Source organism: Methylobacterium sp. AC315, from assembly GCF_979253755.1.
Map to the genome: position 1 here is coordinate 19,951 of NZ_CEEDEA010000030.1, position 20,970 is coordinate 40,920.

Here is a 20,970-nt window from a genome sequence, read left to right on the forward strand (position 1 = left end):
ACAGCTACAGCTATTGTCAGGCGAAATCGACACGGCAATACTCATTCAAGCGCGGTGGAAAACCATTGACGCTTCGAGGGGGGATCGCATGAAAGTCGTGAGCCTGTTGTGCGGTTCAGCCGTCGGCGCGGCCGTGCTCTCGCTGGCGCTCACGGCGCAAGCTGCCGAATATCCGACGCCCAAAGAGGGCGACGCGACGATCAAGGACTTCACATTTCACACCGGCGAAGTCCTGCCGGAGATGCGCCTGCACTACACGACCGTTGGCGATCCGAACGGCGAACCCGTCGTCGTCGTGCATGGGACCACCGGTTCGGCATCCAGCATGCTGACGCCTGGCTTCGCGGGAGAGCTATTCGGGCCCGGCCAACCACTGGACGCGGCAAAGTACTATATCATCATCCCGGACGTGCTCGGCCATGGAAAGTCATCCAAGCCTTCCGATGGTCTGAAGACGAAGTTTCCACGGTATAACTATGACGATATGGTCGAGGCTCAGTACCGGCTTCTCAAAGAACACCTCGGACTCAACCACGTCCGCCTGATCATCGGCAACTCGATGGGGGGGATGCACGCCTGGATCTGGGGCGTGAAGCACCCGGCGTACATGGACGCTCTCGTTCCCATGGCGTCACAGCCGAGCGAAATGGCGAGCCGCAACTGGATGATGCGCCGGCTTCTAGTAGAGACCATCCGGCGCGACCCGGCCTATGCCAACGGGGAGTACTTGGTCCAGCCGCCCTCGGTGCGGGTTGCAAACGTGTTCTTCGCCCTCGGCACCAGTGGCGGCACGTTGGCTCTACAAAGACACGCACCGACGGGTGACTTGGCCGACAAACTCGTGGACGCACGCTTGGCGGCACCGTTCGCCGCCGATGCAAACGATTATGTCTATCAGTGGGAATCGTCTCGCGCCTACAATTGCTCTCCTGGCCTGGAGAAGATCGAAGCCGCGGTGCTGGCGATCAATGCCGCCGACGACGAGCGCAACCCGCCCGAGACGGGGATCATGGAGCGCGAGATAAAGCGCGTGAAGAACGCGCGCCTCTACGTGATCCCGGCCAGCGACGAGACCATGGGCCACGGCACCACGGGTTACGCCAAGTTCTACAAGCGGCAACTTCAGGATTTCCTGCAGGCCGCGCCGAAGAAGGCCATGTAGGCCCTCCGCAGGCAGGATCCGACTGGGACCTACGATGCTTTCGGTGTGACGCCGGCCCGGGCTGTGGCGACCTCGAAAGGTCGAAGCCAAGCGATTCCAGGCCGCGGAAGGCGTACAACACGTCCGGTCCCGCCCCTGCCGGATCACGCACTGGCCGCAGCATTCGCCTTGCGCGTCGCCGCCGCCTTCTTGGCCGAGGCCGAGCGTTGCTCAGGTGTCCGGCTTGCGGAGGCCTTGCCGCCCGTGTCGCCGCCCGTGTGGGCCGCTGGATGGCCGGTGTCCTTGCCGCGGCCGGAGCCGCCCGGCTTCTTGCCGCCGCCGTCGTCCTTGTTGACCGTGGCCCAGGCGCGGGATTCCGCTTCCTGCTCCGGCACGCCGCGCGCCTCGTAGGAGTCGGCGATGTGATCGGCCTTGCGCTTCTGCTTGTCGGTGTATTTCGCCTTGTCGCCCTGCGCCATCGCGCGTCTCCTCAAGCTCAGCCTACGCCGGTGGGACCGTCGAGGATGGCCCGCACGCGGCGGACCAGCTCCGTGCGCCGGTAAGGCTTGTTGAGAAGGTCAAACTCGGAACCGCCGATATCGGTTCGCTCCAGGCTCGCCTCCGCATAGCCCGTGGCCAGCAGGACCTTGAGCTTGGGCTGGCGGCGGCGCGCCTCGCGGGCGAGCAGCACGCCGTTCATGCCGCCCGGCATGATCAGGTCGGTGAACAGCAGATCGATCCGCTCGCTGGATTCCAGGATCTCCAGGGCCTCGCGGGCATTGCTGGCCATCAGCGTCGTGTAGCCGAAGTCCCGCAGGATGGTGCGGGCGAGCTCGGCCACATCCTCGCGGTCGTCCACGATCAGGATCGTCTCGGTACCCTGCCGGTCCACCGCCCGGTGCGAGACCTTGGACGGGGCGTGCGCGTCGCCGTCGGTCGCCGGGAAGGACAGGCGCACCGTCGTGCCGGCGCCGACCACGGACTCGATCTGGGCGGCGCCGCCGGACTGCTTGGCGAAGCCGTAGACCATCGACAGGCCGAGCCCGGTGCCCTTGCCCTCCTCCTTGGTGGTGAAGAACGGATCCATCACCCGGGCCAGAACCGCGGGCGGGATGCCGGTGCCGTTATCCCGGATCGCGATGCTGACGTAGCGGCCCGCGCGCAGCGGCCCGATCTCGCCGCTGGCCGTGACCGCGTTGTTCTCCGTGGTGATCCGGACGGTGCCGCCATCCGGCATGGCGTCCCGGGCGTTGATCAGCACGTTGAGGATCGCGACCTCGGCCTGCGTCGGGTCCACGCGGCAGTTCCAGAGGTCCCGGTCGAGATCCAGCTCGATCGTCACCGCCTCGCCCACCGAGCGGGCGACCATCTCGCGCATCCCCTCGATCAGCGTGTTGAGGTTGACGGCGCGCCCGTCCAGCCGCTGCTTGCGGGCGAAGGCCAGGAGCTGCTGCGTCAGGGTGGTCGCACGTTCGGCCGCCTGCCGGATGTTGTCGGTGGCGCGCCCGAGCCGGGCGCGGTCCGCATCGGGCTTCTCGAGCCCGGAGGCCAGGATGTCGACGTAGCCGACGATGACTTGCAGCAGGTTGTTGAAGTCGTGCGCGATGCCGCCGGTAAGCTGGCCCAACGCCTCCATCTTCTGCGCCTGGCCCAACGCCTCCTCGGCGTCGCGCCGGCGCGAGACATCGAGCTGCGAGCCGAAGAAATACACGAGCTCCCCGGCCGAATTGTACACCGGCGAGACGAACAGGGCGTTCCAGAAGCTCGAGCCGTTCTTGCGGTAGTTCAGGATCTCGGTGGCGAATTCACGGCTCTCGGCGATCGCCGAGCGGATCTGATCGACGGTCTCGCGGTCGGTCTCCGGGCCCTGCAGGAACCGGCAATTGCGCCCAACCAGTTCCTCGGGCGTGTAGCCGGTCATCGCCAGGAAGGCGCGGTTGGCGAAGATGATCGGATTGTCCGGCTGGCGCGGATCGGTGACGATCATCGGCATCCGGGTGGTTTCCACCGCGGCGAAGAAGATGTCGCTCTTGGGGTCGGCGACATCGCTCGCCGCGCCGTCACTGACGACTGCGCTCGGTCCGATCGGAGGTTTTTCAGGGGAATCGGACATGGCGCGCAGTCTTATTCGTTCCAATCGTGGACAGATGGTGATGCCGGCCCGGTGCCGGCAGCGGGCTGCGACTTTAGGAAGGCACGCGGCGTTGTCGACCGTCACGCCACGACGGCGTTGTCGCGCTTGGCGTGGGTCAGGCCGCCACCGGCCGGGCCGGGCCGGGGAGGGCCCGGGGGGGTGCGGACGCGACCTGTGCGGGCGCCGGCTCACGGCAGGCACTCGTGACCGCCGAGAGCGCCTCGTTCAACGAGGTGACCAGGAAGTCCGCCGAGGTCGCCCGGCGCAGGCGATCCAGTGTCGCCGGATCGCGCTCGCGCCAGAAACCCACCAGGATACGCACGCCCGGCACCGCGGCACGGGCCTGCCGCACCGTGAACCGGATCTGCGACAGGCTGACCGGCTCCAGATAGGAGAAGCAGATCAGCGCGAGGCCGCCCGGGTTGTCGGGGCGTTCCCCAGCGCGGATCGCGGCCATCGACAGGGTCTGCGAGGCGAGCCCGTGCCGGGCCAGGATCTGGCTGAGCATGAGGGTGGCCGCCTCGTCGAACGGGCCACGGCTCGACACGCAGAGGACCGGCGTCTCGCTGCGCCAGGCCGGCGCGAGATCCTCGCGGGCCAGCACGATGCCGGCGATCTGACGGTCCGGCCCTGCGGCGGCCAGCGCGGCCGCGGTCTCGGTGTCGGACGCGCGCGGCGCGCCCCGCCAGGTGCGCCGTGCCACCGGGGCGGTGCCGAGCCGCGCCACGACGGTTCGGATCGCGGCACCGACCGCATCCTGTCGGGTGCGGTCCAGGGTGCCGCGTGAGAGGTCCTCCTGCGCGAGCAGCAGCCCGGCCAGCGCGACCTCGTCATAGTAGGTGACCAGCGCACGCTCCTTGAGGAACTGCCAGCCCTGGTCGATCGCCTCGGCCGGGTCGTTCGCCAGCATGCGCTGGTAGAAGATCTCCGGCGGCGCGAGCGCCGGCCGGTCGCCGAGCAGCACATCGAGATACCAGAGGCGCTCCACGTGCCGGCCGAGCACCACCAGGCAGACGGTGAGCGGGGTGGCCAGCACCAGACCGATCGGTCCCCACAGGAAGGTCCAGATCGTCGCCGCCAGGATCACGGCGATCGGCGACAGGCCGGTGGAGTGGCCGTAGAGCAGCGGCTCGATCACGTGGCCGGCAATCGGCTCCACCACCAGGAACAGGGCCGCGGTGGCGATCACCATGCTCCAGCCGGGATCGACGGCGGCGGCGAGGATCAGCGGCAGCAGGGCGCTGATCGCGGCGCCGATATACGGCACGAACCGCAGGATCGCCGCGAGCACGCCGAACAGCGTCGGGCTCGGCACGCCGATCAGCCACAGGCCGACGCCGATCACCACCCCGAAGGCGATGTTGAGGGCGAGCTGAGCCAGGAAGAACCGGCTGAGCCGGCTGGTCGCGTCGTCGATCGCCGCCGTCACCCGGCGCAGGTCTCCGGAGCCGCCCGCCAGCCGGATCGCCCGGTTCCGAAGGTCCTCGCGCTGGAGCAGGATGAAGATCGTGAAGATCAGGATCAGCCCGGTGGTGGCCAGCGGGTGCAGGATCGGGCCCGCGAAGGTCTGGAACGTCTCGACGACGCTCGCCCGGGCGGGGCTGATCTCCACGGTGAGCGGGTGCGTGCGCGTCCCCGGCTCGCCCTTGACCTCGATGGCGCCGGGCGGCTGGAGCGTGGCGCTCAGGTCCTGGACCATGTCGACCATGCGCGACAGCGTCCCGGCCCCGTCGGTCGCGCCGCGCAGGTCCTTGATCTTGTCGCGCATCACCAGCGTGTAGCGCGGCAGGTCCGACGCCAGCTGCGAGGCCTCGCTGGCGATCAGGCTGCCGATCCCGAACAGGCCGCCGAACACGATCACCACCACCAGGAGCACCGCCGCCGCCCGCGGCACGCGGATCCGGCGGAGGATGCGGACCGCCGGCACCAGGACGAAGCTCAGGAGGATCGCCAGCGTCACTGGCACCAGGATCTCGCGCCCGAGATACAGGGCCGCCATGATCGCCACGACGAGGAGGGTGGAGGCCAGCGCGACGATGACCGGCAAGCCCTGCTTGAGGCGCTGGGCGGTGACGGGATCCTCGCTCACAAAGACGCTCCACTCTTATCGAATTCAGGGACGATGCCGCCCCGCGACGGCGGAGCGGTTCGGGTCAGGGAGCCTGCCGTGGCGGGCGGCCTTCAGCCGGCTTGTGCGGTCTCGCCCAGCGCGGCGCTGATCTGGCTGAGCAGCTTGGAGAAATCCACGGGCTTGGGATGGTAGTCGTCGCACCCCGCCTGGATGGCCTTGTCCCGGTCCCCGGACATCGCGTGCGCGGTGAGCGCGATGATCGGGATCGCCCGCGTGTCGGATCCGGATTTCAGGGCGCGCGCCGCCGACCAGCCGTCGAGGACCGGCAGGTTCATGTCGAGCAGGATCACGTCGGGCTGGCCCGACCGGGCCTGCTGCACGCCGGCCTCGCCGTCATGCGCCAGGATCACCTCGTAGCCGCGGCGCTTGAGGCGGCGGGACAGGAAGTCCCAGATCTCTTCATGGTCCTCGACCAACAGTATCTTCGCCATCAGAACTCGAATCCCCGGGTCGCGTCGCGCCGGCTGGCACCCCAACGCGCGGCAACGCACAAACGCCCAACGTCCCTGCCGCGATTCCGGTCCCTCCGGAAGTGGGCACCCGCGCAGAGGGCGCAACTCGGATCCGGATGTCTCATTGGGGCCACCCGTCCCGGGCTCGGGGCGATCCCGCAACCGCCACCGTCGCGGCGCTGCACGATTGACCCGGACCTCAGGCAGGACGAAGCGTATCGCCGCGCAAATCACGGATCCTGGGAGGGTGCGGCATGGCCGACACGCCGGACATCGAGTTCTACCACGCCCCCAATACCCGCTCGACCGGCGTGCGCGTGCTGCTGGAGGAACTCGGCGCCCCGCATCGCCTGCACGTGCTCAACATGCGGGCCGGCGAACATCTCGGGGATGCCTATCGCGCCATCAACCCGATGGCCAAGGTGCCGGCGATCCGCACCCGCGACGCGCTCGTGACCGAGCAGGCGGCGGTTTACCTGTATCTGGCCGACCTGTTTCCCGAGGCCGGCCTCGCCCCGTCACTCACCGACCCCACCCGGGGGACGTATCTGCGCTGGATGGTGTTCTACGGCTCGTGCTTCGAGCCCGCGGTGATCGACCGCCATCTCAAGCGCGAGCCCGGGCCGCGCGCCATGTCGGCCTATGCCGACTACGACAGCGTGATCGCCCGCGTCGCCGAAGCGCTGAAGCCGGGGCCGTACCTGCTCGGCGACCGCTTCAGCGCCGCCGATATCCTTTGGGGCAGCGCACTCGGCTGGACGATGGGCTTCGGGCTGGTCGCGCCCGATCCGGTGCTGTCGGCCTATGTCGACCGGATCCGGGCCCGCCCGGCCTTCCGGAACGTGGCCGCCGCGGATGCGCGGCTCGCACAGGAGCACGAGGCGGCCGCGGCGGCCACGTCCTGAGCCACGATCAGGCATCCTCGCTCGCGTCCCAGATGCCGGTGCGCGTGAGTTGCGGTGCCGGCTCGGGGGCGCTCCACCGGAGGGGAACCGCCGCCCGGCGCCGCCAGCCGGCCGTCATCGTGAACGCCCAGGATCGCTGCGCGCCCAGGAGACCCGCGGCGTCGGTGCCGGTCCAGTCGATCGCGGTGCGGCCCTGGAGGACCAGAAGGTCGCCACTGGTGAAGTCGAGGAACAGCAGCGCCGCACGCGGCTCGCCGACCAGGTTGCCCAGCGTGTTGAAGTAGCGGTTTCCGGAGAAGTCCGGGACCGTCAGCACGTCGCCGCGGCGCCGGACGAAGCCCGGCCGCCCGCCCCGATGCGAGATGTCGGCGCCGCCGTCCCGGAGCCCGTCCCGCGCCCGGGTCGCCACGAACAGCGTGTCCGCGGCGTCGATCAGCGCGCCGGCTTCCGCGTCCAGGGCCGACAGGATCTCGGTCGGCCCCGGCTGGCGCGGCACCGGCTCGACGTCCCGCCGCTGGATGTATTGCGGGCAATTGCCGAAGCTCTGGTCGATCGCCACGGTCAGGCCGTCCCGGTCGCGGCGCACGATGCGGCCGTTGGCACGGTTGCGCCGCCGGGTCGCCAGATCGATGCCCAGGATGCCGGCTTCCGCGCCCGGTATCAGGAACCGGGCCGCAGGGTCGGCCGGGTCGAGCGCTGCCGAGATGGCGAGATGGGTCGCGTCCGGGCTGTGCACGAAGCCGGGCGCACCCGTCAGCAGGGTCGCCACCGGCGCGCCGCTCGCATCTGCGGTCGCGACCAGGAGATAGGGCAGCCCCGCGAAGAAGCCGCGGTGCTGGTCCGGCATGAACGACCGGATCGCCGGGGTCTCGCCGAGGACGTGGCCGGCCCGCGCCTGGGCGATCGCCTCATCCGCATGGAAAGTCGCCATGGCATGCCTCACGCTTGTTCCGGGATGGGAGAGGCCGGCATCGGGACGAAGCCCGGCAGGGCCTCGATCCGGGCGATCCAGGCTCGTACGGCCGGATAGGGCGCGAGCGAGACGCCGCCTTCGGGGGCATGGGCGACGTAGGAGTAGCAGGCGATGTCGGCCAGCGTCGCCCGGTCGGCGGTGAGGTGCCGGCGATCGGCCAGGTGCCCGTCCATGAAGCCGAGGATCCGCGCGGCGGTCGCGTGCACGGTCGCGCGGTCGGCCAGGGCACCGAACACCACCATCAGCCGGGCCAGGGCCGGCCCGGTGCGTACCTCCCCGGACGCGATCGAGAGCCAGCGCTGGACCTCGGCCGCGCCGAGCGGATCGGCCGGCATCCAGCCGCCATCCGGCGCGTAGCGCGCGGCCAGGTAGACCAGGATCGCGTTGCTGTCCGGGATCGCGGCCGCGCCGTCGGTCAGGACCGGGATCTGGCCGAGCGGGTTGAGGCGCCGGAAATCGGCCGCTGCGCGCTGCTCGGCGCTCGCCACCGCGACGAACCGATAGGGCAGCCCCAGCAGCGACAGGAACAGTTCCGCGCGGTGCGAATGGCCCGAGAGTCGCAGGCCGTAGAGGGTCAGGTCGGGTTCGGACATCGTCGGGGTCTCCAGCAACGACCCGACTATCGCTCTTGCATGCGCCGCCGAAAATCCGGAGTGTTCGACACTCAGAATTTCAGGATCTGAAACAATCGATGGACCGGCTGGACGAACTCGCCCTCTTCGTCGCGATCATCGATGCCGGTAGCCTCGCCGGGGCAGCCCGGCGGTCGCGCCGTTCGGCGGCTGCCGCGACCCGGGCGCTCTCGAGCCTGGAGGCCCGGGCCGGCGCCCGTCTGGTGGAGCGCACCACCCGCCGCCTCGCACCGACTCCGGCGGGCCTCGATCTGGCCGAACGGGCACGCGGCCTGCTGGCGGGTTACGAGGCCGCCGTCTCGGGGGCGGCCGGCGATGCGGTGCGCGGTCTCGTGCGGGTCACGGCGCCGGTGCTGTTCGGGCGCAAGCACGTGGCGCCGGTCGTGTCGGGCTTCCTGGACGTCTACCCGGAGGCGCAGGTCGAACTGGTTCTGGCCGACCGCAACCTCGACCTCGTGGAAGAGGGGATCGATGTCGCCCTCCGGATCGGGCAGCTTGCGGAATCGCGCCTCGTCGCGCGCCGGCTCGGGCAGGTGCGCCAGGTCGTCGTCGCCAGCCCGGCCTATCTCGCCGTCCGGGGCACGCCCCGGACGCCCGCCGACCTGAGCGCGCACGACACCATCGTGGGCCTGATCCACGCGGGCGTTCGCGAATGGCGCTTCGGTGCCAACCGGGTGCGCCTCGCCCCGCGGCTCATCGTCAACGAGGTTGAGGCGGCGCTGATCGCGGCCCGGGGCGGACGCGGTATCGCGCGGGTGTTGTCCTACCAGGCCGCCGAAGAGATCGCGGACGGTCGGCTCGTGCGCCTGCTCGCGGCCCATGAGCCGGCACCGGTGCCGGTGCAACTCGTGACCCTCAGCCAGGGCCTCCGGCCCGCCCGGGTGAACGCCTTCCTCGACTACGCTGCGGAGTCCCTGAGGACATTGCCGGTCCTCCAATGCCTGAAAACGGGGACATGATCGAACTTCCGTCACCGGATTTGGTCGTAGACTGGTTTCCAGGTCGCCGCTGGCTATAGCCACGGCCGGACTCTTGCTGAGGGTTGTCCGGAAGCCCGATCCGCGTGCAGTCGGGCTCCCGCCGCCGGGTCAGCCGGGCCGGCGCCCCGTTGCGCGACCAGGGAACCGGCCAGCCCATGCGTCTGCTCACTCCGCTCCTCGCCGTGCTGCTCGCGGTCCTCCCCCCGGCGGCCCAGGCCGAACCGCTGACCGGCACCCTCAAGAAGATCAAGGACAACAACCGGCTGGTGCTCGGCGTGCGCGATAGCTCGCCGCCGTTCAGCTACCTGGACCAGAACCAGAAAGTGGTCGGCTTCGCGGTCGATATCTGCCGCAAGATCGCCGACGCCGTGAAGCGCGAGTTGAAGATGCCGGGGCTCGAGGTCGCGATGGAGTTCGTGAACTCATCCTCCCGCATTCCGCTGATGACCAACAACACCACCGATCTCGAATGCGGCACCACCACCAACAATTCCGAGCGCAAGAAGCAGGTCGACTTCACCAACACCCACTTCCTCACCGCGACCCGGTTCATCGCCCGGAAGGACCAGAAGATCGGGAGCCTGGAGGATCTGCGCGGCAAGGTGGTCTCGTCGGTGGCCGGCTCGACCAACATCCTGATGCTGATCAAGGCGAACAACGAACGTAAGCTCGGCATCACGGTGATCGCCGCCAAGGATGTGCCGGAGGCCTTCCTGATGCTCGAGACCGGGCGGGCGGCGGCCTTCGTGATGGACGACGTGCAGCTCAGCGTCGTGGGAGCCCAGTCGAAGGATCCGTCCGCCTACGCGATCAGCCAGGAGACCCTGTCCAACCCGGAACCCTACGGCATCATGCTCCGCCGGGACGATCCGGCCTTCAAGGCGGTGGTCGACCGGGCGACCGCGGATCTCTACCGCAGCCCCGAGATCATGACGATCTACGAGACGTGGTTCCTCAAGCCGGTGCCGCCGCGGGGCCTGAACTACAACGTGCCGTTGTCGTCGGCTCTGCGCTGGGCGTTTGAGCATCCGAGCGACAATTCGGATCCGGCCTTCTACGCGCACTGATCCGGGTGGGTTTCGCTCCGGCCGCGGAGATGCGATGCCGCGTTCAGATCCGCCTTCCCCGCGAAGCCCCCCAATGCTCGACCGCCAAGAGCCGGCCCTCACGCCGTCCGCGACCCGCGCGCCGGAGCCTGCAGCCGCCTCGATCCCGCGCCTGATCGTCGTCCTGGCCTGCGCGGGCTTCGGCAGCACCTTCGCGCTGCGCTCGGTCGAGCCCCTGGTCGGCGTGCTGGCGCGGGATCTCGGCAGCGACACCCACACGGTGGCGCTGCTCTCCACCGCCTTCGCGCTGCCCTACGCCTTCATCCAGCCGGTGCTCGGCCCGGTGGGCGATGCGTTGGGCAAGGAGCGGGTGATGAGCGTCTGCCTGGCGGTGCTCGCCGGCGCCCTCGTCCTGTGCAGCCTCGCCCCCGATATCGGCAGCCTGTTCGGCCTGCGGATGCTGGCGGGGGCAGCCGCCGGCGGCTGCATCCCGTTGTCGCTCGCGCTGCTCGGGGACCGGGTTCCCATGGACCGGCGCCAGGTGGCGATCGGGCGCTTCCTCGTGGCGGCGATCCTCGGGCAGCTCACCGGCTCGACCTTCGCGGGCCTGATCGAGGCGGTGATCGGCTGGCGCGGCGTGTTCGCCATCACGGCTCTGGTCGCCGCCGTCGCGTGCGCCGCGACGGTGTTCGGCTTCGACCGCACCGGCAGCCTCCCGGCCCGCCGCCCCGCCTTCCGGCAGGCGGTGCGGCGCTACCGCACCATCCTGGCCAATCCGCGGGCCCGGATCCTGTTCTCGGCGGTGTTCGTCGAGGCGATCGCGATCTTCGGGGTGTTCCCCCATCTCGCCCCGCTGATCGAGGCCCGCGGCGAGGGCGGCCCGCGCGAGGCCGGCCTGGTGCTCGCGGGCTTCGCCATCGGCGGCCTGCTCTATTCGGCCCTGGTCGGTCTGCTGGTGCGGCTGCTCGGCATGCCCCGGATGCTGATCGGCGGCGGCCTAATCTGCAGCGCCTCGCTCACCGTGGTTGGGCTGGCCGGAAGCTGGCAGGTGGACTGTGCCGCCCTGACCGCAATGGGCCTCGGCTTCTACATGCTGCACAACACCTTCCAGACGCAGGTGACCGAGGTGGCGCCCACGGCCCGCGCCTCCGCGGTGGCCCTGCACGCGTTCTCGTTCTTCTGCGGGCAGGCGCTCGGCGTCGCGGTGCTGGGTCAGGCCCTGATGCAGCTCGGGCAGTTCGGGGCGCTCGCGGCCTGCGCGGTCACGATCCTGGGGCTTGGGATCGCCACGGCCGTGGCCCTGCAGCGGCCTGGCCCCAAGATCGCCTTCTCGGATTGACCGGTCCGGTCAGGGGCGGGCCATCGCCAGCGCCTTGAGATCGAAGCCGGGATCGGCCGCCTGCTCCGGGGTGAGCGGCGTCCCCGCCGCCAGCAGGCGCCGGGCGATCATGTGGTCGGCCGCCCGGTCGACGGATTCGACCGCGCTCAGCGAACCGTCCCGGAAGCGGAACACCGAGAACGCCGCACCGGAGCCCCGCACCACGCTGGAATCGCCGGGCCCGGACAGGCCGGCGATCTGCAGCTTGTGCGGACCCTGGTCGCTCCAGAACCACGGCAGCGCCCCGTAGGCGGCCGGCTTGCCGTTGAGCCGCGCGGCGAGGCAGCGGCCCTGGTCGATCGCGTTCTGCACCGACTCGATCCGCACCGTGCCGTCGGGGCTGAGCCCGCGCGCGAACGGGCTCGGGAAGCGGGCGCAGTCGCCGATCGCCGAGATCGCGGGATCGGGCGTCGCCAGGAACGCGTCGACCCGCACGCCGTCCTCGGCCGGGAGGCCGGCCTCCGCCGCCAGCTCCCGGTTCGGCAGCACGCCGATGCCGATCAGGACGACGTCGGCGGGAAGCTCCCGCCCGTCCGCCAGCACGATGCCGGTGGCGCGGCCCTCTCGCCCGGTGATCGCGGTCACGCCGGCCCCGAACGCGAAGCGCACGCCCCACGCCTCGTGCGCGGTGCGGAAAAACTGCCCGATCTCCGGCGAGACCGCCCGGGCCATCGGCCGGTCGGCCGCCTCGACCACGGTCACCGACAGGCCCCGGGCGGCGGCCACGGCGGCGAATTCCAGGCCGATGAAGCCGGCGCCGATCACGACGATCGACCGGGCGGAATCGAGCGATGCCCGGAGCGCGTCGGCGTCGTCGAGGCCGCGCAGCTGGCGGACGTTCGGGAAGTCGGCCCCCGGCACCGGCAGCGGCCGGTTGCGGGCGCCGGTGGCCAGCACGAGGTGGTCGTAGGCGAGGCTCTGGCCGTCCGAGAGCTGAAGGCGCCGTCCGGCCCGGTCGATCGCGACGGCGCGGAGGCCGGGGCGGTGGGCGATGGCATGCTCGGCGAAGAAGCCGGGCTGGCGCAGGAACAGGCCCTCGGCGTCGGTCTTGCCGGCGAGGTACGCCTTCGACAGGGGCGGGCGCTGGTAGGGCAGGGCGGTCTCGTCGCCCACGAGGGTGATCGGATCCCGGAATCCGCCCTCGCGCAGGGAGGCGGCCAGCTGGAACCCGGCTTGGCCTGAGCCGGCGACGACGATGCCGGCCGCGCTCACGCCTTGGCCCCGGTCACTTCGGGCAGCGTCACGCCCGGCAGCATGCGCGCACCGTCGCTCATCAGGTACGACCAGACCGCGGAGGCCGCCGGGCCCAGCACCTTGTCGGCCCGGCGCACCGCGTACCAGTCCCGACGGATCGGCAGGCCCTTGACGTCGAGGAGCGCGAGCCGGCCGCTCTCGACCTCGGCCGCCACGGAATGGACCGACAGGAGCGCGATCCCGAGCCCCGCCATCACGGATTGCTTGATGGTCTCGTTGGAGCCGGTGTCGATGTCGAGCAAGGCGCGCTTGACCAGGATGCCGCTCATGAACTCTTCGAAGACCGTGCGCGTGCCGGAGCCCTCTTCGCGGAAGAAGAACGGCTGGTCGGCCAGGTCTTCGCGCGACAGCCCGGTCCGGCCGGCCAACGGGTGGCTGGGAGGCGCCACCAGCACCAGCGGGTGTGGACCGAACGTCGCCGCCTCGATCGGGAAGTCCCGGGGCGGGCGGCCCATCACGGCGAAGTCGATCTCGTAGCCGCGCAGGGCCTCGACGGTCTGGCCCCGGTTGCGGACCGAGAGGCTGATCTCGACCCCGGGATGCTGCTTGACGAAGCCCGCGATCACCTGGGGGGCGAAATATTTGGCCGTCGAGACGACACCCAGCGCGACGCGCCCGCCCTCCGCGCCGCGCAGGGTCCGCAGGCGGTCGGTGCAGGTCTCCAGCACGGTGTTGATGCTGTCGATCGCCCAGAGCATCTCGCGCCCGGCATCGGTGGGCTTGAGCCCCCCCGGCGTCCGGTCGAACAGCAGCAGCCCGGCCTCCTCCTCCAGCTGGCGGATGCGCGCGTAGAGGGCGGCCGAGGTGACGTTCAGCTCCTGGGCCGCCCGGGTCATGGTTCCCAGGCGGGCCACCGCCGCCACCGCCTGGAGCTGCTTGAGAGAGAGGTTGCGCATGGCGGAGGTCTCGTTTTTTTTGTCCTATGACACAAGATCCCCCAGAAATCTTGAGCGTGGCGTCCTCGGTTCTTGTCGATCGGGGCGCGCCGCCCGCTATCATGGTGGTAGAGGGGTCGCTACAGACCGGCGCGGAACGCGCGATCCCGGCGGGCGGGATTTCAGCAGGAGAGACAGGCCGATGGCAATTTCAGCAGCGATCGGGACGCCTCTCGAAACCTGCCTGGCGCAGGCGGTCGAGGCCAACCCGGCCTTGAAGGATGCCGCCGCGGTGATCCGTGCGATCGCGGGCTCGGCGGTGGAGATCAGCGCGCTGATCGGGCGCGGCGCACTTGGCGGCGACCTCGCGGCGGCGGGCGAGCACAACAGCGACGGCGACGTGCAGAAGGCGCTCGACGTGATCGCGCACGAAAGCGTGACCGCCGCCCTGCAGGGCGCTCCTGTTGCCGAAGTCGCCTCCGAGGAGGCCGAGGAGGTGATGCGGTTGAACCCGGACGCGCCGCTGGCCGTGGCGATCGACCCGCTCGACGGCTCGTCCAACATCGGCGTCAACATGGCGGTGGGGATGATCTTCGGCATCCGCCCGTCGATCAAGGACCCGGCTAACCCGCTGGCCTCGTTCACCACCCCGGGCACCGCCCAGATCGCTGCCGGCTTCGTGACCTACGGCCCGGCCACCGCGCTGATCCTGACGCTCGGCGACGGCACCCAATCCTACGTGCTCGACCGGGAAGAGGGCGCGTTCCGCCTGACCAGCCCGGCCATGTCGGTTCCGGCCTCGGCCAAGGAATTCGCCATCAACGCATCCAACGTCCGGCACTGGGACGCCCCCGTGAAGGCCTATATCGAGGATTGCCAGCGTGGCACCGAGGGACCGCGCGACAAGGACTACAACATGCGCTGGCTCGCCTCCCTGGTGGCCGACATCCAGCGCGTGCTGACCCGCGGCGGCGTGTTCCTGTATCCGGGCGACGCCCGCAAGAACTACGCCCGCGGCCGCCTGCGGCTGCTCTACGAGGTCGCCCCGGTGGCGATGCTGGTCGAGCAGGCCGGGGGCGCCGCCTCGGACGGCCAGACCCGCATCCTCGACCTGGTGGCCACCGGGATCCACGAGCGCGCGCCCCTGGTCTGCGGCTCCACCGAAGAGGTCGCGTGCGTGGCCGCCTATTATGCGGGCGGCAAGCCCGATGCCGGCCGCTCGCCGCTCTTCGGCCAGCGCGGATTGATGCGGTCGTAATCGCAACGCGAAGTACAAGAGCATGTCGGCGCGGCACCCCATCATCTCGGTGACCGGCTCCTCAGGAGCCGGCACGACCTCGGTGCGCAACACCTTCGAGCAGATCTTCCGCCGGGAGGACGTGCGCGCCGTGTTCATCGAGGGCGACGGGTTCCACGCCTACGACCGGGACACGATGCGGGCCATGATGGCGCGCGAGCCGACGCTGTCGCATTTCGCGCCCCGGGCGAACCTGCTGCCGGAGCTGGAGTCGGTGTTCCGCAGCTACGCCGAGAACGGTACCGGCCAGACCCGGCACTACGCCCACGACCAGCACGACGCCCGGGCCTACGGCATCCCGGAGGGCAGCTTCTCGGATTGGGAGGCGTTCCCGCCGGATTCCGACCTGCTGTTCTACGAGGGCCTGCACGGCTGCGTGGCCGACCCGGACGTCGACATCGCCCGCTACGCCGACCTGAAGATCGGCGTGGTGCCGGTGATCAACCTCGAATGGATCCAGAAGCTGCACCGGGACCGCTCGTTCCGCGGCTATTCCACGGATGCCGTCACCGACGTGATCCTGCGGCGGATGCCCGACTACGTGCAGACCATCTGCCCGCAATTCTCGTTCACGGACATCAACTTCCAGCGGGTCCCGACCGTCGACACCTCGAACCCGTTCATCGCCCGCTGGATCCCCACCGCCGACGAGTCGCTGGTGGTGATCCGGTTCAAGGACCCGAAGGGGATCGACTTCTCGTATCTCGTGTCGATGATCCACGACAGCTTCATGAGCCGGGCCAATTCCATCGTGATCCCGGGCGGCAAGCTCGACCTCGCCATGCAGCTGATCCTGACGCCGATGATCATGCAGCTCGTGGAACGCCGCCGCCGCCTGGCGTGATTCCATAGGGATCGGACGAAGCCTTTGAACCAAGCAAGACCATCGATCCCATACGGCCCCTCATCCTGAGGTGCTGCGCAGCAGCCGCGAAGGTGCCCTCCAGCCGGCCACGGGATTTCTTGAGGGCTCCTTCGAGGCCTCCGCTCTGCTCCGGTACCTCAGGATGAGGGACAGTGTGGGATCGGCCCGTGGGCCGAAGATTGTCTGAGCCAAACCGCAGTCGAAAGATCCATGATGCTGCCTCCCGTCATCGCCCCGTCGATCCTCTCGGCCGACTTCGCCCGCCTCGCCGAGGAGACCCGTGCCGTGGACGCGGCCGGGGCCGACTGGATCCATCTCGACGTGATGGACGGCCATTTCGTGCCCAACATCACCTTCGGCCCTCCAGTGGTGAAGGCACTGCGCCCGCACACGCAAAAGTTCTTCGACGTGCACCTGATGATCGCGCCGGCCGACCCGTATCTCGCGGCCTTCGCCGACGCCGGCGCCGACGGGATCACGGTCCATGCCGAGGCCGGGCCGCATATCCACCGCTCGCTCCAGACCATCCGCGATCTCGGCAAGCGCGCCGGCGTGGCGATCAACCCCGGCACCCCCGCCGCGCTGGTCGAGCCGGTGCTCGACATCGTGGATCTCGTGCTGGTGATGACGGTCAATCCGGGCTTCGGCGGCCAGACGTTCCTGCGGAGCAGCATGGAGAGCGTGGCGCGGGTGCGGGCCATGGTGGCCGGCCGCGACATCCGCATCCAGGTCGACGGCGGCATCGACGCCGAGACCGTGAAGGCGGCAAGCCGAGCCGGCGCCGACACGTTCGTGGCCGGCAATGCGGTCTTCAGCGGAGGTCCAGACGCCTACGCGGAGCGCATCGCGGCGATCCGGGCCGGCGCGGAGGGCGCCTCCGGTCGCGACCTCTCGTGCTGAGGGCGCTGATCTTCGACGTCGACGGCACGCTCGCCGAGACCGAGGACCTGCACCGGCAGGCGTTCAACCGCGCCTTCGGGGACCTGGATCTGCCCTGGCGCTGGGACCCGGCGCTCTACGCCGACCTGCTCACCGTGATGGGCGGCAAGGAACGGCTCACCCACTACATCGACACGCACCACCCGGGCGAGGCGGCTTCGCTGCACGCCCGGGCGCCTGAGATCCACGCCCGCAAGACGATCGCGTATGGCGGCCTCGTCACCGGGGACGGCCTGCCCCTGCGCCCGGGGATCGCCCGGCTGGTCGGCGAGGCCCGGAACGCCGGTCTGCGCCTGGCTATCGCCACCACCACCAGCCGGCCCAACGTCGATCGGCTGCTGGCGGCGAACTTCGGGCTGGACGACACGCCCTTCGACGTGATCGCGGCCGGCGACGAGGCCGCGCGCAAGAAGCCCGCCCCGGACGTGTTCCAACTGGCTCTGGACCGCCTCGGCGTCCCGGCCGTGCAGGCCGTGGCGTTCGAGGATTCCGCCCCCGGCATCGCCTCGGCCCGCGCCGCCGGCCTGCCGGTCCTGGCGACCCGCAGCCGCTACACCGACAGCCACAGCCTCGACGGCGCCTTCTCGGCGGTCTCCGATCTCGGCGAGCCCGGCCGCCCGCACCGGCACATCGCCGGGCTCGAATGGCCGGGCGACGTGGTGACGTTGGGCGCTTTGCAGGATTGGCACGCGGGCGTGCGCTGAGGCGGCTGCGTCCCAAGCCGGCTGACGCGATCGATAAATTACCTCCGGGGCCCGGCGCATCGCCGAGGAACAGCGCCGGGCGGCGATGCACCAGATGGCCGACGCGTTCGAGCGGGCGACCAGCGGGATCGTCGGCACGGTCTCGGCGTCGGCCGGCGCCTTGCAGGCCACGGCGCAGACCCTGGCGACGACGGCGGCCAAGACGGCGGAACGGTCTACCACGGTCGCGGCCGCCTCCGAGCAGGCGGCATCCAATGTCGGCACCGTGGCGGCCGCCGCCGAGGAGCTGGGCGCCTCGGTGCAGGAGATCGGACGGCGGGTCGCCGGCTCGGCGGATCTGGCACGGACCGCGGTGGGCGAAGCGGACCAGACCGCCGCGCTCGTGACCGCCCTGACCGCGAGCGTGGCCAAGATCGGCGAAGTGGTCGGGCTGATCTCGGGCATCACGGCACAGACCAACCTGCTGGCGCTCAACGCCACCATCGGGGCGGCCCGCGCCGGCGAGGCGGGGCGCGGCTTCGCGGTGGTGGCCTCGGAGGGCAAGGCGCTGGCCGACCAGACCGCAAAGGCCACCGGTGAGATCGGCCAGCAGATCGGTGAGGTCCAGGGTGTTACGGGCGAGGCCGCCACGGCGATCGGGCAGATCGGCGGCCGCATCCGGGAATTCAGCACCGTGTCCGCCTCGATCGCGGCGGCGGTGGAGCAGCAGGATGCGGCGACCCGGGAGATCCGTCCGCAATGTCGGTCCGGCGGCCTCCGGCACCGGGGTGGTAACCCGCACCATCACGGGGTGTGGCCGGGGCGGCGGAGACGACCGGCGCGGCGGCGGCCGAGGTTCTGACCTCGGCCTTCGAGCTGTCGCACCAGTCGGAGCGGCTGACCGCCGCGGTCGGGCGGTTCCTGACCACGGTCCGGGCGGCGTGAGGCGGGATCGCTCGACGCTCGCGATCCGTAATTCAACGCGCTCGCCGATGCCGACTAGGGATCCACTCCGGCGGCGAGCGCTCTAGCGCCGCCGCCCCTCAGGCCGTCCCTTGGCCTCGGTCGCGAACAGCATCGAACCGGCCACCGCGCCGAGCAGCGTGGCGATCCCGAGCTTGAGCCAGCGGCGGTCGTCGGTCGGGGGCGTCGTCGCTGTCCTGCTGTGTTCGGTCCGGCGCGGCATCGGGTTTCCAGCTGACATGTCCCGCGCCAACGCCCGGCGCGGGCGATCTTTCCGCGGTCGCGACGATCGGGTGGCGCGTTGCTTCGTCGGAAGCCGGCGGCCTATAACGCGGCGACCTCACAGCCGCGACGGCGGGGTCCCGGACGCCCGCCCTCGCCAACGAACAAAGTCTCACGCAACATGGCAGGCCATTCGCAGTTCAAGAACATCATGCACCGGAAGGGCCGGGTGGACGCGGTCCGCTCGAAGGTGTTCGGCAAGCTCGCCCGCGAGATCACCGTGGCGGCCAAGCTCGGCACGCCGGACCCGGCCATGAACCCGCGCCTGCGCGCGGCGATCATCGCGGCCCGCGCCGAGAACATGCCGAAGGACAACATCGAGCGCGCCGTCAAGAAGGCGGCCGGAGCGGATGGCGAGAACTACGAGGACATCCGCTACGAAGGCTACGGCCCCGGCGGCGCCGCGCTGATCGTGGAGGCGCAGACCGACAACCGCAACCGCACCGCCTCCGACGTGCGCTCGGCCTTCACCAAGTCCGGCGGCAGCCTCGCCGAGACCGGCGCCGTGGCGTTCATGTTCGACCGGGTCGGCGTGATCGGCTTCCCGGCGAGCGTTGCCGATGCCGACACGATGCTGGAGGCGGCCATCGAGGCGGGGGCCGACGACGTCAGCTCCAGTGAGGACGGCCACGAGGTCGTCTGCGCGCAGGAATCCTACGGCGAGGTCGCCAAGGCCCTGGAGGCCCGGTTCGGCGAGCCCAGCCGCACCGGCCTGGTCTGGAAGGCGCAGAACACGATCGACGTCGATGACGAGACCGGCGAGAAGCTGATCCGCCTGGTCGAGGTGATCGAGGACCAGGACGACGTGCAGCACGTCTACGTCAACTTCGCATTGTCCGATGCGCTGATGGCCAAGCTCGAGGGCTGAGCGCCGGCCGCCGCGCGGCTCGGCACGGCGCCGTTCAGGCCTGGGCTGCCAGCTCGGCGCCGAACCGCTCCTGCACGTAGGCGTCCAGGGAGAAGCTGTCGTCCGGCAGCTGGGCCATGAACCGCTCGGCCACCTCGGTCAGGACGAGGTCCGGCTTCGTCCGCGCGATGTAGGACCAGTCGAGCGACGTGCTCCAGACGAAGTGCACCTCGCGGAACGTCTCGGCCAGCAGGATGGTCAGCATGTAGGGCATGACGTGCGAGAACGAGTCGCCGAACAGCGCCAGCCGGCGCGGATCGGCCGCCGTCTCGTTGCGGTAGATCACGTTGGCGCCGCCGTGCAGCGTGTGCAGCAGCCCGGCCTTCTCCCGCGCCGCGACGATCGGGCTGGCAAAGGTCCGCACGGAATCTCGCTGGATCCGGTAGGCCCGGGACGGCGCCCGGCGCGGCGGGTCGAAGGCACTGCCCAGGTCGCCGTCATGATCGACCGGGGTGAACGGCCGGTCCCGCAGATCCGCCCGTGGCTCCGTCCCGAAGGCCCGGCAGATCTCGGCGTAGGCCAGGTAGCATCCGTCGAAGCTCCAGTGGGTATCGGTCCGGCAATAGAGGTCTGCGGTGTCCCGGGCGGCCCGCATCGGCGCGACCAGGTCGATGCAGGTCTGCCGCCAGCGCTTCCGGCGCCGCCAATCCGCGTAGAGGCCCCGCGGCCCCCGCCGCCAGGCGGGACCCATGTCCGGCTCCGTGTGGATCAGCCGATAGGCCGGCGAGGCCGCGGGCGCGATGGTGATCCCGTCCAGCTGGTTGTCGTAGATCACCAGTTTGTCCGGCGCGACCACGTGGCGATACCGGATGCCGAACGCCCGCAGCCGCCGCTCCCGGTTGGACACGAGGCTCCGCCACGCCCAGATCAGGTCGGCCATCGCCTCCGGCCGCTCCAACTGCCCCAGGATGTCGTTCGTCCCGGTCTTCAGGAACAGCCACGTGTCCCGCCCGACATGGATGTGATCGGTGTTGCTCGACGCCATGACGCACTCAGGAGAGGGATCGGGAATTCGGCAGCAAGGGGCGGGATGCAGGCCCGGCCGCGGGACGGCAGGGTGACGGGTGTTCGATATACCCGTCCGGCAGGTGCCGTCATGTCCGTTCCCCGCCTGCCTCTCCCCCGCCTGCCCC

20 protein-coding genes and 1 pseudogene are annotated in these 20,970 nt (G+C 70.3%); 11 read left to right on the forward strand and 10 right to left on the reverse strand.

Annotated features, from left to right (window positions below; all coding sequences use genetic code 11):
* Positions 1 to 88: 88 nt before the first annotated feature.
* On the forward strand, positions 89 to 1,162 hold the full coding sequence (locus AC0IY0_RS26330) for an alpha/beta fold hydrolase (RefSeq protein WP_471766160.1): 1,074 nt from the start codon (positions 89 to 91) through the stop codon (positions 1,160 to 1,162).
* Positions 1,163 to 1,305: 143 nt separating this feature from the next.
* Here the strand turns inward: AC0IY0_RS26330 and AC0IY0_RS26335 are convergent, their stop codons facing one another.
* From AC0IY0_RS26335 to AC0IY0_RS26350, 4 genes are all read right to left on the reverse strand, one after another.
* Positions 1,306 to 1,620 (reverse strand): plasmid stabilization protein, encoded by a 315-nt coding sequence (locus AC0IY0_RS26335; protein WP_147908010.1) that lies wholly within the window; start codon positions 1,618 to 1,620, stop codon positions 1,306 to 1,308.
* Positions 1,621 to 1,637: 17 nt separating this feature from the next.
* Entirely contained in the window at positions 1,638 to 3,254 is a 1,617-nt protein-coding gene (locus AC0IY0_RS26340) for a hybrid sensor histidine kinase/response regulator (RefSeq protein ID WP_471766161.1), read from the reverse strand.
* A 136-nt stretch (positions 3,255 to 3,390) separates the two neighbouring features.
* A complete protein-coding gene (locus tag AC0IY0_RS26345; protein WP_471766162.1) occupies positions 3,391 to 5,364 on the reverse strand; it encodes an AI-2E family transporter in 1,974 nt (657 codons plus the stop codon).
* Positions 5,365 to 5,456: 92 nt separating this feature from the next.
* Positions 5,457 to 5,837 carry a response regulator gene (locus AC0IY0_RS26350; RefSeq protein WP_058192055.1) on the reverse strand — a complete coding sequence of 127 codons (381 nt, stop codon included), beginning with the start codon at positions 5,835 to 5,837 and terminating at the stop codon, positions 5,457 to 5,459.
* A gap of 275 nt (positions 5,838 to 6,112) precedes the next feature.
* On the opposite strand from AC0IY0_RS26350, the gene AC0IY0_RS26355 reads away from it, so the two are divergent.
* Entirely contained in the window at positions 6,113 to 6,763 is a 651-nt protein-coding gene (locus AC0IY0_RS26355; protein WP_147940703.1) for a glutathione S-transferase family protein, read from the forward strand.
* A 7-nt stretch (positions 6,764 to 6,770) separates the two neighbouring features.
* Here AC0IY0_RS26355 and AC0IY0_RS26360 read toward each other — a convergent pair whose 3' ends face one another.
* Positions 6,771 to 7,694 carry a pyridoxamine 5'-phosphate oxidase family protein gene (locus tag AC0IY0_RS26360; protein ID WP_147940702.1) on the reverse strand — a complete coding sequence of 308 codons (924 nt, stop codon included), beginning with the start codon at positions 7,692 to 7,694 and terminating at the stop codon, positions 6,771 to 6,773.
* A gap of 8 nt (positions 7,695 to 7,702) precedes the next feature.
* A complete protein-coding gene (locus AC0IY0_RS26365) occupies positions 7,703 to 8,329 on the reverse strand; it encodes a glutathione S-transferase family protein (protein ID WP_471766163.1) in 627 nt (208 codons plus the stop codon).
* A 98-nt stretch (positions 8,330 to 8,427) separates the two neighbouring features.
* On the opposite strand from AC0IY0_RS26365, the gene AC0IY0_RS26370 reads away from it, so the two are divergent.
* The 3 genes from AC0IY0_RS26370 to AC0IY0_RS26380 all read left to right on the forward strand — a co-directional run bounded on the left by AC0IY0_RS26370 (position 8,428) and on the right by AC0IY0_RS26380 (position 11,733).
* Positions 8,428 to 9,327 carry a LysR family transcriptional regulator gene (locus tag AC0IY0_RS26370; protein ID WP_147908004.1) on the forward strand — a complete coding sequence of 300 codons (900 nt, stop codon included), beginning with the start codon at positions 8,428 to 8,430 and terminating at the stop codon, positions 9,325 to 9,327.
* A 176-nt stretch (positions 9,328 to 9,503) separates the two neighbouring features.
* A complete protein-coding gene (locus AC0IY0_RS26375) occupies positions 9,504 to 10,415 on the forward strand; it encodes an amino acid ABC transporter substrate-binding protein (protein ID WP_147908003.1) in 912 nt (303 codons plus the stop codon).
* A gap of 73 nt (positions 10,416 to 10,488) precedes the next feature.
* On the forward strand, positions 10,489 to 11,733 hold the full coding sequence (locus tag AC0IY0_RS26380; protein ID WP_246692028.1) for an MFS transporter: 1,245 nt from the start codon (positions 10,489 to 10,491) through the stop codon (positions 11,731 to 11,733).
* A 9-nt stretch (positions 11,734 to 11,742) separates the two neighbouring features.
* Here the strand turns inward: AC0IY0_RS26380 and AC0IY0_RS26385 are convergent, their stop codons facing one another.
* Both AC0IY0_RS26385 and AC0IY0_RS26390 read right to left on the reverse strand, forming a co-directional pair.
* Entirely contained in the window at positions 11,743 to 12,984 is a 1,242-nt protein-coding gene (locus tag AC0IY0_RS26385) for an NAD(P)/FAD-dependent oxidoreductase (protein ID WP_471766164.1), read from the reverse strand.
* Positions 12,981 to 13,922: a LysR family transcriptional regulator gene (locus tag AC0IY0_RS26390; RefSeq protein WP_147908001.1), complete on the reverse strand. Its 942-nt coding sequence runs from the start codon at positions 13,920 to 13,922 to the stop codon at positions 12,981 to 12,983. Before AC0IY0_RS26390 ends, AC0IY0_RS26385 begins: the two co-directional genes overlap by 4 nt.
* A 181-nt stretch (positions 13,923 to 14,103) precedes the next feature.
* Between AC0IY0_RS26390 and AC0IY0_RS26395 the strand changes: the two genes are divergently transcribed.
* The 5 genes and pseudogenes from AC0IY0_RS26395 to AC0IY0_RS26415 form a co-directional block, all read left to right on the forward strand.
* Positions 14,104 to 15,159, forward strand: coding sequence for a class 1 fructose-bisphosphatase (locus tag AC0IY0_RS26395; protein ID WP_147908000.1), 1,056 nt, complete (start codon positions 14,104 to 14,106; stop codon positions 15,157 to 15,159).
* Between the two features lie 22 nt (positions 15,160 to 15,181).
* Positions 15,182 to 16,042, forward strand: a complete 861-nt coding sequence (locus tag AC0IY0_RS26400) for a phosphoribulokinase (protein ID WP_471766165.1) — start codon at positions 15,182 to 15,184, stop codon at positions 16,040 to 16,042.
* A 234-nt stretch (positions 16,043 to 16,276) separates the two neighbouring features.
* Complete coding sequence (gene rpe / locus AC0IY0_RS26405) at positions 16,277 to 16,963, forward strand: ribulose-phosphate 3-epimerase (RefSeq protein ID WP_147908042.1); 687 nt, start codon at positions 16,277 to 16,279, stop codon at positions 16,961 to 16,963.
* The gene (locus tag AC0IY0_RS26410; RefSeq protein WP_471766166.1) at positions 16,957 to 17,706 is read left to right on the forward strand and encodes an HAD-IA family hydrolase; all 750 of its coding nucleotides are present in this window, start codon (positions 16,957 to 16,959) and stop codon (positions 17,704 to 17,706) included. The genes rpe and AC0IY0_RS26410 overlap by 7 nt, the downstream gene beginning before the upstream one ends.
* Before the next feature lie 40 nt (positions 17,707 to 17,746).
* Positions 17,747 to 18,630 (forward strand): annotated as a pseudogene (locus AC0IY0_RS26415) (methyl-accepting chemotaxis protein); the annotation flags it as partial.
* 82 nt (positions 18,631 to 18,712) lie between these two features.
* On the opposite strand, the gene AC0IY0_RS26420 reads toward AC0IY0_RS26415, so the two are convergent.
* Positions 18,713 to 18,889 (reverse strand): hypothetical protein, encoded by a 177-nt coding sequence (locus AC0IY0_RS26420; RefSeq protein WP_419830868.1) that lies wholly within the window; start codon positions 18,887 to 18,889, stop codon positions 18,713 to 18,715.
* 162 nt (positions 18,890 to 19,051) lie between these two features.
* Between AC0IY0_RS26420 and AC0IY0_RS26425 the strand changes: the two genes are divergently transcribed.
* Complete coding sequence (locus AC0IY0_RS26425) at positions 19,052 to 19,798, forward strand: YebC/PmpR family DNA-binding transcriptional regulator (RefSeq protein ID WP_147907998.1); 747 nt, start codon at positions 19,052 to 19,054, stop codon at positions 19,796 to 19,798.
* A gap of 34 nt (positions 19,799 to 19,832) precedes the next feature.
* Here the strand turns inward: AC0IY0_RS26425 and AC0IY0_RS26430 are convergent, their stop codons facing one another.
* Positions 19,833 to 20,822, reverse strand: a complete 990-nt coding sequence (locus AC0IY0_RS26430) for an alginate O-acetyltransferase AlgX-related protein (RefSeq protein WP_419830867.1) — start codon at positions 20,820 to 20,822, stop codon at positions 19,833 to 19,835.
* Positions 20,823 to 20,970: the final 148 nt, after the last annotated feature.

Bases quoted from the DNA above. Each gene is read 5' to 3' on its own strand.
- AC0IY0_RS26330 (WP_471766160.1), top strand. From the start codon at position 89: ATGAAAGTCGTGAGCCTGTTGTGCGGTTCAGCCGTCGGCGCGGCCGTG.
- AC0IY0_RS26335 (WP_147908010.1), bottom strand. From the start codon at position 1,620: ATGGCGCAGGGCGACAAGGCGAAATACACCGACAAGCAGAAGCGCAAG.
- AC0IY0_RS26340 (WP_471766161.1), bottom strand. From the start codon at position 3,254: ATGTCCGATTCCCCTGAAAAACCTCCGATCGGACCGAGCGCAGTCGTC.
- AC0IY0_RS26350 (WP_058192055.1), bottom strand. From the start codon at position 5,837: ATGGCGAAGATACTGTTGGTCGAGGACCATGAAGAGATCTGGGACTTC.
- AC0IY0_RS26355 (WP_147940703.1), top strand. From the start codon at position 6,113: ATGGCCGACACGCCGGACATCGAGTTCTACCACGCCCCCAATACCCGC.
- AC0IY0_RS26360 (WP_147940702.1), bottom strand. From the start codon at position 7,694: ATGGCGACTTTCCATGCGGATGAGGCGATCGCCCAGGCGCGGGCCGGC.
- AC0IY0_RS26365 (WP_471766163.1), bottom strand. From the start codon at position 8,329: ATGTCCGAACCCGACCTGACCCTCTACGGCCTGCGACTCTCGGGCCAT.
- AC0IY0_RS26370 (WP_147908004.1), top strand. From the start codon at position 8,428: ATGGACCGGCTGGACGAACTCGCCCTCTTCGTCGCGATCATCGATGCC.
- AC0IY0_RS26375 (WP_147908003.1), top strand. From the start codon at position 9,504: ATGCGTCTGCTCACTCCGCTCCTCGCCGTGCTGCTCGCGGTCCTCCCC.
- AC0IY0_RS26380 (WP_246692028.1), top strand. From the start codon at position 10,489: ATGCTCGACCGCCAAGAGCCGGCCCTCACGCCGTCCGCGACCCGCGCG.
- AC0IY0_RS26390 (WP_147908001.1), bottom strand. From the start codon at position 13,922: ATGCGCAACCTCTCTCTCAAGCAGCTCCAGGCGGTGGCGGCGGTGGCC.
- AC0IY0_RS26395 (WP_147908000.1), top strand. From the start codon at position 14,104: ATGGCAATTTCAGCAGCGATCGGGACGCCTCTCGAAACCTGCCTGGCG.
- AC0IY0_RS26400 (WP_471766165.1), top strand. From the start codon at position 15,182: ATGTCGGCGCGGCACCCCATCATCTCGGTGACCGGCTCCTCAGGAGCC.
- rpe (WP_147908042.1), top strand. From the start codon at position 16,277: ATGCTGCCTCCCGTCATCGCCCCGTCGATCCTCTCGGCCGACTTCGCC.
- AC0IY0_RS26420 (WP_419830868.1), bottom strand. From the start codon at position 18,889: ATGTCAGCTGGAAACCCGATGCCGCGCCGGACCGAACACAGCAGGACA.
- AC0IY0_RS26425 (WP_147907998.1), top strand. From the start codon at position 19,052: ATGGCAGGCCATTCGCAGTTCAAGAACATCATGCACCGGAAGGGCCGG.
- AC0IY0_RS26430 (WP_419830867.1), bottom strand. From the start codon at position 20,822: ATGGCGTCGAGCAACACCGATCACATCCATGTCGGGCGGGACACGTGG.